The organism is Saccharomonospora iraqiensis subsp. iraqiensis (assembly GCF_000430445.1).
Taxonomy (GTDB): domain Bacteria; phylum Actinomycetota; class Actinomycetes; order Mycobacteriales; family Pseudonocardiaceae; genus Saccharomonospora; species Saccharomonospora iraqiensis.
Genome location: NZ_KE387040.1, coordinates 51,441 through 62,922, shown reverse-complemented (window position 1 = coordinate 62,922; position 11,482 = coordinate 51,441). Strand labels below are relative to the sequence as shown.

Genomic DNA, 11,482 nt, shown 5'->3' with positions numbered 1-11,482 from the left:
CCGTGAGCCTGCCGTCGATGCTGATGGTCGGCAGGGCCCTGACGTGGCGGGTCACCGGCACGGTCGCCGCCTGCGTCACCGGGGCCGGGCTGGCCGCCGGGGCGCTGCTGACGGCGCTGTCCGGCTGAGACACCCGCCCGGCCCCGGACCGCGGCGGTCGGCGACCGGCGGCGTCAGGACACCCGGAACGCCGGGATGCCGGTGACCGCGTTGCCGATCGACAGGGCGTGCATCTCCTCGGTGCCCTCATAGGTCAGCACCGTCTCCAGGTTGGTCATGTGCCGCATCACCGGGTACTCCAGGGAAATGCCGTTGGCACCCAGCATCGAACGCGCGGTGCGGGCCACGTCCAGCGCGGAGCGGACGTTGGCCAGCTTGCCGAAGCTGACCTGGTTGTGGTGCAGCGTGCCCGCGTCCTTGAGCCGCCCCAGGTGCAGCGCCGTCAGCCCGTCGCGGTTGACCTCCACCACCAGATCGGCGAGTTTGCGTTGGGTGAGCTGATAGGCCGCCAGGGGTTCGCCGAACTGCTCGCGCGTGGTCGTGTACTCCAGCGCGGCCTCGTAGCAGGTGCGCGCCGCGCCCACCGCGCCGAACAGGATGCCGTAGCGGGCCTCGTTCAGGCAGGACAGCGGACCCCGCAGGCCGGTGACCTCGGGCAGCACCGCGTCGGCGGGCAGACGGACGCCGTCGAGCACCAGCTCGGCCGTCAGCGACGCCCGCAGGGACAACTTGCGGGTGACCTCGGTGGCGGTGAATCCCGGGGTGTCGGTGGGCACGACGAACCCGCGCACGCCCTCGTCCGTGCGCGCCCACACCACGGCCACGTCGGCGACCGTGCCGTTGGTGATCCACATCTTGGTGCCGTCGAGGATCCAGTCGGAGCCGTCCCGGCGGGCACGGGTGCGCATGGACGCCGGGTCGCTGCCCGCGTCCGGTTCGGTGAGCCCGAAGCACCCCAGTGCCTCCCCGGCAGCCATCGCGGGCAGCCAGCGCTGCTTCTGCTCCTCGCTGCCCCACCGGTGGATCGCGAACATCGCCAGCGACCCCTGCACGGACACGAAGCTGCGCAGCCCCGAGTCCACCGCCTCCAGCTCGCGGCAGGCGACGCCGTAGGCGACGGCGGAGGTGCCCGCACAGCCGTACCCGGTCAGGTGCATCCCCAGTACACCCAACCGGCCGAAGTCCTTCGCCAGGTCGCGGGCGGGGAGGTTGCCCGTCTCGTACCAGTCCGCGATCCTCGGTTCCAGTTCCGCACGCGCGAATTCCCGTACCGCGTCGCGGATGTCGCGCTCCTCGGCCGAGAGGCCGTCGTCGACGCCGAGGAAGTCTTTCGGGTCCAACCGGGTGTCAGCCATGCGCCAGACCCTACCGCGATCGTGTCGTCCGAGGTCATCTCGTTATAATTGGGACGAAGCAGGCTCGCGGGGCACCCGTCAATCCCGGCGTGGTGTTTCCCACTTGCAACATCGCACCTATCCCGAGAAGCGCGATTTCACACTATCGTCATAAGACCGGCGAACCCGGGAGTCATTCGCGCGCCGGAACGGTCGGCCCACCTGTCGGCCCTCCGTGGCAGCGCAGTGCTCAGCGCCGCACAACGCAGTGTGGTCACTCCGATGCGAGATCCGTCGCACCGTCGCAACGGCATCGACCTTTCCCGTACTGACCATCGCACCAACGGGCCACAGCGTTAGTCGACCGCACGAAGGCGTCGGTCCGGCGCCGGCCCGGTTGTGCCGAGCCATAGGAGGCGGCCAGCCGTGACCCGCCACGCACCGCACGAGCCCGTCGGCGGCTTGTACGACAGCGAGTACGAGCACGACGCCTGTGGCGTCGCCTTCGTCGCCGACCTCGCGGGCCGCAAGGACCACAGTATCGTCGCGAAGGCCCTCGTCGCCCTGCGCAACCTGGAACACCGCGGCGCCCGTGGCTCCGAACCCGAGACCGGGGACGGCGCAGGCATCCTGATCCAGGTCCCGGACGCGTTCTACCGCGAGGTCGTGGACTTCGACCTGCCCGAGCCCGGCGCCTACGCCGTCGGCACCGCCTTCCTGCCCACCGACGAGCAGGCGCGCGGCAAGGCGATGTCCACGATCGAGCGGATCGCGGCCGAGGAGGACATGCGTGTCCTCGGCTGGCGCGACCTGCCCGTGGACGGCGAGCACGTCGGCCCCACCGCGGCGAGCACGATGCCGCACTTCACGCAGGTCTTCCTCACCCCGCACCGGGACGACGTCACCGGACTGGCGCTGGAGCGGGCCGCGTTCTGCGTGCGCAAGCGCACCGAGCACGCGCTCGCCGAGCAGCAGGTGTACTTCCCGAGCCTGTCCGCGCGCACGATCGTCTACAAGGGGATGCTCACCGAGCCGCAGGTGGAGAAGTTCTTCCCCGACCTCACCGACGAGCGCGTGGTCAGCGCGATCGGCCTGGTGCACTCCCGGTTCTCCACGAACACGTTCCCGTCGTGGCCGCTGGCGCACCCCTACCGCTACGTCGCGCACAACGGTGAGATCAACACGCTCAAGGGCAACCGCAACTGGATGAACGCCCGCGAGTCGCAGATGTCCACCGACCTCATCCCGGGGGAACTGCGCCGCCTCTACCCGATCGTCAGCCCGGACGCCAGCGACTCGGCGTCCTTCGACGAGGTGCTGGAGCTGCTGCACCTGGGCGGGCGGTCGCTGCCGCACGCGGTGCTGATGATGATCCCGGAGGCGTGGGAGAACCACTCCGAGATGGACCCCGCGCGCCGGGCGTTCTACGAGTTCCACTCCACGCTGATGGAGCCGTGGGACGGTCCCGCGCTGGTGTCGTTCACCGACGGCACGCAGATCGGCGCCGTGCTCGACCGCAACGGCCTGCGGCCCGCCCGGTACTGGGTGACCGAGGACGGGCTGGTGGTGCTGGCCAGCGAGGTCGGCGTGCTGGAGCTCGACCAGTCGTCCGTGGTGCGCAAGGGTCGCCTGGAGCCGGGCCGGATGTTCCTCGTGGACACCGCCGAGGGCCGCATCGTCGACGACGAGGAGATCAAGGGCGGGCTCGCCGCGGAGCACCCGTACGGCGACTGGCTCGACGAGGGCATGCTGCGGCTGGGCGAACTGCCCCGGCGTGAGCGCGAGACGCCGTCGCACGCGTCGCTGGTGCGCAGGCAGCAGGCGTTCGGCTACACCGAGGAGGAGCTGGGTGTGCTGCTCGAACCGATGGGCCGCTCCGGTGCGGAGCCGATCGGTTCGATGGGCAACGACTCCCCGCTCGCGCCGCTGACCAGCCGGTCCCGCTCGATCTTCGACTACTTCACCCAACTGTTCGCGCAGGTAACCAACCCGCCGTTGGACGCCATCCGCGAGGAGATGGTGACCGCGCTGGGCACCCAGCTCGGCTCGGAGCCGAACCTGCTCGACGCCGGTCCCGGGCACTGCCGCAAGATCGTGCTGCCGTTCCCGGTGCTGGACAACGACGAGCTGGCCAAGCTCGTGCACGTCAACGACGACGGCGACCTGCCGGAGTTCCAGGCGCACACCGTGCACGGCACCTACCACGTCGCCGGGGGCGGCGAGGCGCTGCGGGCCCGGCTGGACGAGATCCGCGCCGAGGTCAGCGAGGCCATCGCGGGCGGCGCACGGCTGATCGTGCTGTCCGACCGCGGGGTGGACGCCGACCACGCCGCGATCCCGTCGTTGCTGCTGACCGGCGCGGTGCACCACCACCTGGTGCGGGAGAAGAGCCGCACCCAGGTCGGCCTGGTGGTCGAGTCGGGCGACGCCCGCGAGGTGCACCACATCGCGCTGCTGATCGGCTACGGCGCGGCGGCGGTGAACCCGTACATGGCGATGGCCACCGTCGAGGAGATGGCCGCCCAGGGCAAGCTCGGCGACGTCACCCCGGGCCAGGCCACCCAGAACCTGATCAAGGCGCTGGGCAAGGGCGTGCGGAAGACGATGTCCAAGATGGGCGTGTCCACCGTGGCCTCCTACACCGGCGCCCAGATCTTCGAGGCGATCGGGCTGGGCTCCGAGGTCATCGACGCCTGCTTCGCCGGGACCACCTCCCGCCTCGGCGGGGTGGGCTTCGACCTGCTGGCCCACGAGGTCGCCGAGCGGCACCGCACGGCGTTCCCGGCCGACGGGGTGCAGGCCCACCACCGGGAGCTGGCCATCGGCGGTGACTACCAGTGGCGGCGCGAGGGCGAGCCGCACCTGTTCAACCCGCAGACGGTGTTCAAGCTGCAGCACTCCACCCGCAGCGGCCAGTACGACATCTTCAAGGAGTACACGCGGTCGGTCGACGACCAGTCCGAGCGGCTGATGACGCTGCGCGGGCTGTTCGACCTCAAGGAGGGCGTGCGGGAGCCGGTGCCGATCGAGGAGGTCGAGCCGGTCTCCGAGATCGTCAAGCGGTTCGCCACCGGCGCCATCTCCTACGGCTCGATCTCGCAGGAGATGCACGAGACGCTGGCCGTCGCGATGAACCGGCTGGGCGGCAAGTCCAACACCGGTGAGGGCGGCGAGGACCCGGAGCGCCTCTACGACCCGGAGCGCCGCAGCGCGGTCAAGCAGGTCGCCAGCGGCCGGTTCGGCGTCACCAGCGAGTACCTGGTGAACTCGGACGACATCCAGATCAAGATGGCGCAGGGCGCCAAGCCCGGTGAGGGCGGCCAGCTGCCCGGCGGCAAGGTGTACCCGTGGATCGCCAAGACCCGGCACTCCACCGCGGGCGTGGGGCTGATCTCGCCGCCGCCGCACCACGACATCTACTCGATCGAGGACCTGGCGCAGCTGATCCACGACCTGAAGAACGCCAACCCGGCCGCCCGCATCCACGTGAAGCTGGTGTCCGAGGTCGGGGTCGGCACGGTCGCGGCGGGCGTGTCCAAGGCGCACGCCGACGTCGTGCTCATCTCCGGGCACGACGGCGGCACCGGCGCCTCCCCGCTGTCGTCGATCAAGCACGCGGGCGGTCCGTGGGAGCTGGGCCTGGCCGAGACGCAGCAGACGCTGCTGGCCAACCGGCTGCGCGACCGGATCACGGTGCAGACCGACGGCCAGCTCAAGACCGGCCGGGACGTGATCGTCGCGGCGCTGCTGGGCGCCGAGGAGTTCGGCTTCGCCACCGCCCCGCTGGTGGTCTCCGGCTGCATCATGATGCGGGTGTGCCACCTGGACACCTGCCCGGTCGGCGTGGCCACGCAGAACCCGGCGCTGCGCGAGAAGTTCAGCGGCAAGGCCGACTACGTGGTGAACTTCTTCGAGTTCATCGCCCAGGAGGTGCGCGAGTACCTGGCCGCGCTGGGCTTCCGCTCGATCGACGAGGCCGTCGGGCACGCCGAGCTGCTGGACACCCGCAAGGCCGTGGACCACTGGAAGGCGAGCGGGCTGGATCTCGCGCCGATCTTCCACGTGCCGGAGCTCGAGCCGGGCACCCCGCGGCACCGGGTGGTCGAGCAGGACCACAGCCTGGACAAGGCGCTGGACAACACGCTCATCCAGCTCGCCGAGGGCGCGCTGGCCTCGGGCGACCGGGTGACGCTGGAACTGCCGGTGCGCAACGTCAACCGCACCGTCGGCACGATGCTCGGCGCGGAGCTGACGAAGAAGTGGGGCGGCGAGGGCCTGCCCGACGACACGATCGACGTGACCTTCACCGGCACGGCGGGGCAGTCGTTCGGCGCCTTCGTCCCGCGGGGCATCACCCTGCGACTGTCCGGCGACGCCAACGACTACGTCGGCAAGGGCCTGTCCGGCGGCCGGATCGTGGTGCATCCGCCGAAGGACGCGCACTTCGCGGCCGAGAAGCACATCATCGCGGGCAACGTCATCGGCTACGGCGCCACGGGCGGGCAGATCTTCCTGCGCGGGCAGGTCGGTGAGCGGTTCTGCGTGCGCAACTCGGGCGCGCTGGCGGTCGTCGAGGGCGTGGGTGACCACGGCTGCGAGTACATGACCGGCGGGCGCGTGGTGGTGCTCGGCCCCACCGGCCGCAACTTCGCGGCGGGCATGTCGGGCGGGGTGGCCTACGTGCTCGACCTCGACCCGAACCGGGTCAACGGCGAGATGGTCGACCTCGACCCGCTCGACGACGAGGACTCGGCGGTGCTGCGGGACGCCGTGGAACGCCACCACGCCGAGACCGGTTCGGCCGTGGCGCACACGCTGCTCACCGACTGGGACGCCGCACTGCCGCGGTTCGGCAAGGTCATGCCGAAGGACTTCAAGCGGGTACTCACGGCGCAGGCGGCGGCCGAGCGTGACGGCAGGGACGTCAACGAAGCGATCATGGAGGCGGCGCACGGGTGACGCCGACCGCTCACCCGTGCGCGCCAGTCGGCCGCGGACACCCCGCGGGCGGCCGTGGCGGCGCACGGGTGAGGTCGGCGTGGCCCCGTGACGGCCGAGCGGGTCCCGGCCCGCGCGAACAAGGAGACGGCTGATGGCTGACCCCAAGGGTTTTCTCACCACACCGCGGCAGACGCCGAAGTCGCGCCCGGTCGACGTGCGCATCAAGGACTGGCGTGAGGTCTACGAGGAGTTCGAGGACTCGAAGCTGACCAAGCAGGCGGGCCGCTGCATGGACTGCGGCATCCCGTTCTGCCACCAGGGTTGCCCGCTGGGCAACCTCATCCCCGAGTGGAACACGCTCACCTGGCGCGACGACTGGCGCGAGGCGATCGAGCGCCTGCACGCCACGAACAATTTCCCCGAGTTCACCGGCACCCTGTGCCCCGCGCCGTGCGAGACGGCGTGCGTGCTGGGCATCAACGACGACCCGGTGACCATCAAGCGGGTCGAGATCTCGATCATCGACCGGGCGTGGGAGGAAGGCTGGGTCACGCCGCAGCCGCCCGCCACGCGCACCGGGAAGAAGGTCGCCGTGGTCGGCTCCGGCCCGGCCGGGCTGGCCGCCGCGCAGCAGCTCACCCGCGCCGGGCACGACGTCGTCGTGCTGGAGCGGGCCGACGCCATCGGCGGGCTGCTGCGCTACGGCATCCCCGAGTTCAAGATGGAGAAGTTTCGGCTGGACCGCAGGCTCGACCAGATGCGGGCCGAGGGCACCGAGTTCCGCACCAACGTGAACGTGGGTGTGGACGTCACCGTCGACCAACTGCGCGACGGCTACGACGCCGTGGTGCTCGCGGGTGGGGCGACGGCGTGGCGGGACCTGCCCACCACCGGCCGCGACACCCCGGGCGTGTACCAGGCGATGGAGTACCTGCCCTGGGCGAACCGGGTGGCCTCCGGTGAGCTGGCCGAGTCGCCGATCAGCGCGGCGGGCAAGGACGTCGTCGTCATCGGCGGCGGCGACACCGGCGCCGACTGCGTCGGCACCGCGCACCGGCAGGGCGCCCGCTCGGTGACCCAGCTGGAGATTATGCCGAAGCCGCCGGAGTCCCGCTCCGAGGCGCACCCGTGGCCGATGTACCCGATGATCTACCGGGTGTCCTCGGCGCACGAGGAGGGCGGCGAGCGGCTGTACTCGGTGAACACCCAGGAGTTCCTCGCCGACGACGAAGGCCACCTGCGGGCGCTGAAGCTGGTGGAGGTGCGCAACGAGGGCGGGAAGTTCGTCCCCGTGGAGGGCACCGAGCGGGAGATCCCGGCGCAGCTCACCCTGCTGGCGATGGGCTTCGTCGGCCCGCAGAAGGAGGGCCTGCTGGACGGGCTCGGCGTGGAGCTGGACGAGCGCGGCAACGTCGCCCGCGACTCCGCCTACCGCACCAGCGAGGACAACGTCTTCGTCGCCGGGGACATGGGCCGCGGCCAGTCGCTGATCGTGTGGGCCATCGCCGAGGGCCGCTCGGCCGCCGCGGGCGTCGACGCCTACCTCACCGACCGCGACGTCCTCCCGAGGCCCATCAACCCCACCGACCGCCCCATCTCCTGACACCCGGTCCTCCCCCGGGTTGTGCCGTGAGGGGCACTTTCGCTGCGCTGAGTGCAGTGAAAGTGCCCCTCACGGCGTCAGGTGCAGTGAAGGTGCCCCTCACAACGTCCGCCGCAGGTAAGCTGCCCTGCACGTGTGGGGGGAGGGACGGTGGTAACGAAACAACGCCCGAGTGCCCGGGTCGCCCTTGCATGGTCGCTCGTGGCCGGGTTCGCCCTCGTAGCAACGCTGGTCTCCCTGCAGGAGCGGGAGCCCGACCCGCCGCCCCGCCCGGTCTCCGTGGCGGACGCGGAGGCCCTGCTGACGGAGGCGGTGCGGCTGGCCCGCTTCACCGTGCACCGGACGAGGGACACGGGACTGCCCCGCAGTAGCACCCCGGTGTACTGGTTGCCCATGGGAACCGGTTCGGCGGACGTCACGTGCGTCCACGGCGACGGCCACGTGCGGTGCGGGGGTCCGGCGACCGCACCGGTGGCGAGGCCACCACGGTGACCGGTCACGACGCGACCCCGGCTCACCCGCCCGGGGGCGGGGAGAACACCGTGGTGCGGCCGGACAGTCCGGCGTTGCGCTACGAGGGCCGGTGGGACGTCCGCACGCACGCGGCCACCACGGTCACCAGCGGGTCGCGCGTGTTCCTGCGGTTCTCCGGCGACGACGTCACCGCCCGGTTCGACACCGCGGGCGTCGCGTACCCGCCGCAGGTCTACGCCGTCGTCGACGGCGTGTGGAGCGCGCCCGTCGTCGTGGACCGCGACCGGATCCGGCTGACCCCGGACGGACTGCCGCCCGGTGCGCACGAGCTGATGCTCGCGGTGAAGGACGTCGACGAACGCGGCGAACGGTGGACCCCACCGCTGACCTCGGCCCTGCACCTCACCGGTTTCGACCTGCCCACCGGGTCCGGGGTGTACGACGCCGCCCCGGTGCCCGAAACGCGGTTGACGTTCCTCGGTGACTCGATCACACAGGGCGTGAACGTGCTCGGCACCGAGTCGGGCCCGGACGGCGCCGACGCCACGCTCGCCTACCCGTGGCTGGTGGCCGCCGCGTTCGACGCCGGTCTGGAACAGGTGGGCTTCGGCGGCCAGGGGCTGACGACCGGCGGCAACGGCGGTGTCCCCCCGGCGGCGGCGACGGTGGACCACACCTACGCGGGCGTGCCCACCGCGCCGTGGACCCCGCAGGTCGTGGTGCTCAACCAGGGCACCAACGACGACCTCGACGGTGCCGACGAGCCCACCGTCGAGTCCGCGTACCGCGAGTACCTACACCGGGTGCGCGCCCACTATCCGGATGCCCTGATCCTCGCGATGGACCCGGTCGGCGTCGACGGCGCGGGCACCCGGGCGAGCGCACCGATCCGCCGCTCCGTCGCGGCACACGGCGATGCCCGCGTGGCCTACGTCCCCACCACCGACTGGACGGGCCCGGACGACTTCACCGAAGGCCTGCACCCGAACGCCCAAGGCCACCGCACCCTCGCCACCCACCTCACCGCCTGGATCGCCGCCCGCGCCGGCCTGCGCCCGCGCGCCCCGGATGTGCCGTGAAGGCCCCCTTCCCTGCGTTGGACGCAGTGAAGGCCTCCTTCAGTGCGCCTGACGCAGCGAAAGTGCCCCTCACGACCTCGCCACAAGAGCGCCGGTGGTTGGGCGAGACAGAGGTCTCCTGGCTCAGGAGGGATACTGCTCATTCAGGAGACCTGGGAGGTGACTGCGATGACGAGGGAGACCACCGCGTTGATCGATCGTGCCCGCGTCGCCGCGCGATTCGGTCAGCGAGCGCTCGCGGAGGCAACCGGCATGTCGCACTCCACGCTGTCGCGGATCGTTTCCGGCGACCGGCCCGCGAAGATGCCAGAGCTGGTGGCGATCGCATGGGCGACGGGCCATACCGTCGCCCAGCTCACCGGCGCGGGAACAGTGGCTGACCGGGTGCAGTTTACCGCTCGGACCACCAGCGACTCCGGCAAGGAGGACATGCGCCGGGCCCTGCTGAACTTCCTGGAGTTGAACGACTACTTGGATGACCACGCCATCCCGGCCACGATCTGACGCGAGGGCAGAGGTCACACGGCTGGATCCACTCCGAGTCGATCATCACGCGGTGGGCCGAACAACGTGACCGAAGGTCTGCACGGCCACCGCACCCTCCCGCATTCGATCGCCTGGACAGCTGCCCGAATCGCCCGAAGCGAGGGTGCCGCGGTGCTATGCTCCGTGCCCTATTCAGAGAAGGGGGTCACCGATGAGTGCTGTGGGCAGCGGAGAACTCGACGGGCAGCATCTCGGCCGCGGTGTGTTCACCATCGATTCCGACCGGTCGGCGATCTCGTTCCGGACCAGGGCGATTCTCGGACTCGTCGGAGTGCGCGGCACCTTCACTGTGGAAGACCGCACGATCACCGTGGCGGATCCGGGTGGAGCAGTGCACCGCCCAGGCCACGGTGTCGGCCGCTTCCTTCGCGAGCGGCATCGCCAAGCGCGATGAGCACGTTCGCTCCAAGGATTATCTCGATGCCGAACGGTATCCGCGCATTGTATTCGTCGGCGAGAGCTTCGACTTCTCCGACGGCTGCGGGACGCTTCATGGCCGGCTGACCGTCAAGGAGACCACCCAGCAGGTCACGCTGCACGTCTCGGCGGTGTCCGGCGATGAGCGTAACCTCACCGCCCGGGCCACCACGACGATCGACCGCTTCGCGTTCGGTATCCGGACGGCCCCGGGGATGACGGGTCGCACACTGCACCTCGACCTGGACCTCGTCGCCACCCGCTGACCCTGCTTCACCGACCGACGCGCCCCGGTGCCGTGTCGCCGGTGGCAACCTTGCGGCGTTGACAGGGTTCGGCGCGTCGCCATAGTCTCGGCGGGCTGTTCGACGGCGGTGTGGAAGCCGGTGGGAATCCGGCGCGGTCGCGCCACTGTGTCCGGGGTGTCAGGCCCCGGGAGTCAGACCCACCCGTCGTCGGGACCGTTCCAGGAGGGCCGCGCAAGCCCGGAGGAGGTTTCGATGTCGCAGGCGCATGTCGCCACCACCCCCACCCCGATCCGCGTTCCGGTGCGCGAGATTCTGCCGTGGGCGGTGTTCGTCGGTCTGTTGGCGCTGGCGGTGCTGTACTTCGTGAGCACCGAGGCCGGTGCGGTGGAGCTGTTGGCCACCGACGGTCTGGTCCACGAGTTCCTGCACGACGGCCGGCACCTGCTGGCCTTCCCCTAGGCCGTCGCGATCGTGTTCGCCCTGGTGCAGGGCCGGATCAGCACGCTGCGGCCCCGGGTCTCGGCGGCCCCGGGTCTCGGCGACGCTGCTCGCGGCGGGCGCGTTCGTCGTGGTGGTGGCCGTGCCGTTCGTGACGTACCCGGCGAACCCACCCGCCGTGGGGCAGCCGGGCACGATCGGCGACCGCACGTCCCTCTACTTCGGACTCACAGCGCTGTCGCCGGCGTCGCTGTTGTGGGAGTTCCGGCTGGGGTCACTGGGGGTCCAGCTGGTGCTGTGGACGGCGCTGGGCCTGACCTTCGGCACACTCGCCGAACGGGCCCGGCGCCCGGCCACACCTGGCGTCACCGGGGACACCGCCGCCCCGGCCGGTCCGGCCGA

The 11,482-nt window shown here is 71.0% G+C and carries 7 protein-coding genes and 1 pseudogene; 7 read left to right on the top strand and 1 reads right to left on the bottom strand.

Translation table 11 applies throughout. The features are described from left to right. Positions 1-173: 173 nt before the first annotated feature. Positions 174-1,355 (bottom strand): acyl-CoA dehydrogenase family protein, encoded by a 1,182-nt coding sequence (locus tag ACTIR_RS0102285; RefSeq protein WP_026453076.1) that lies wholly within the window; start codon positions 1,353-1,355, stop codon positions 174-176. 405 nt (positions 1,356-1,760) lie between these two features. Between ACTIR_RS0102285 and gltB the strand changes: the two genes are divergently transcribed. From gltB to ACTIR_RS26175, 7 genes and pseudogenes are all read left to right on the top strand, one after another. Next, positions 1,761-6,293, top strand: coding sequence for a glutamate synthase large subunit (gene gltB / locus ACTIR_RS0102280; RefSeq protein ID WP_026453075.1), 4,533 nt, complete (start codon positions 1,761-1,763; stop codon positions 6,291-6,293). Positions 6,294-6,426: 133 nt separating this feature from the next. Further along, on the top strand, positions 6,427-7,878 hold the full coding sequence (locus ACTIR_RS0102275) for a glutamate synthase subunit beta (protein WP_026453074.1): 1,452 nt from the start codon (positions 6,427-6,429) through the stop codon (positions 7,876-7,878). A 488-nt stretch (positions 7,879-8,366) separates the two neighbouring features. Next, on the top strand, positions 8,367-9,431 hold the full coding sequence (locus tag ACTIR_RS0102265; protein WP_154663643.1) for an SGNH/GDSL hydrolase family protein: 1,065 nt from the start codon (positions 8,367-8,369) through the stop codon (positions 9,429-9,431). A 168-nt stretch (positions 9,432-9,599) separates the two neighbouring features. Beyond that, entirely contained in the window at positions 9,600-9,935 is a 336-nt protein-coding gene (locus ACTIR_RS0102260; RefSeq protein WP_026453071.1) for a helix-turn-helix domain-containing protein, read from the top strand. A 365-nt stretch (positions 9,936-10,300) separates the two neighbouring features. After that, positions 10,301-10,660: a YceI family protein gene (locus ACTIR_RS21235; RefSeq protein WP_052583685.1), complete on the top strand. Its 360-nt coding sequence runs from the start codon at positions 10,301-10,303 to the stop codon at positions 10,658-10,660. Positions 10,661-10,894: 234 nt separating this feature from the next. Then, positions 10,895-11,101 carry a CbtB-domain containing protein gene (locus tag ACTIR_RS0102250; protein ID WP_026453070.1) on the top strand — a complete coding sequence of 69 codons (207 nt, stop codon included), beginning with the start codon at positions 10,895-10,897 and terminating at the stop codon, positions 11,099-11,101. Positions 11,102-11,156: 55 nt separating this feature from the next. Next, a pseudogene (locus tag ACTIR_RS26175) lies at positions 11,157-11,482 on the top strand (CbtA family protein); the annotation flags it as partial.

Excerpts from the sequence above, each read along its gene's own strand:
- ACTIR_RS0102285 (WP_026453076.1), bottom strand. The coding sequence starts at position 1,355 with ATGGCTGACACCCGGTTGGACCCGAAAGACTTCCTCGGCGTCGACGAC.
- ACTIR_RS0102275 (WP_026453074.1), top strand. The coding sequence starts at position 6,427 with ATGGCTGACCCCAAGGGTTTTCTCACCACACCGCGGCAGACGCCGAAG.
- ACTIR_RS0102260 (WP_026453071.1), top strand. The coding sequence starts at position 9,600 with ATGACGAGGGAGACCACCGCGTTGATCGATCGTGCCCGCGTCGCCGCG.
- ACTIR_RS0102250 (WP_026453070.1), top strand. The coding sequence starts at position 10,895 with ATGTCGCAGGCGCATGTCGCCACCACCCCCACCCCGATCCGCGTTCCG.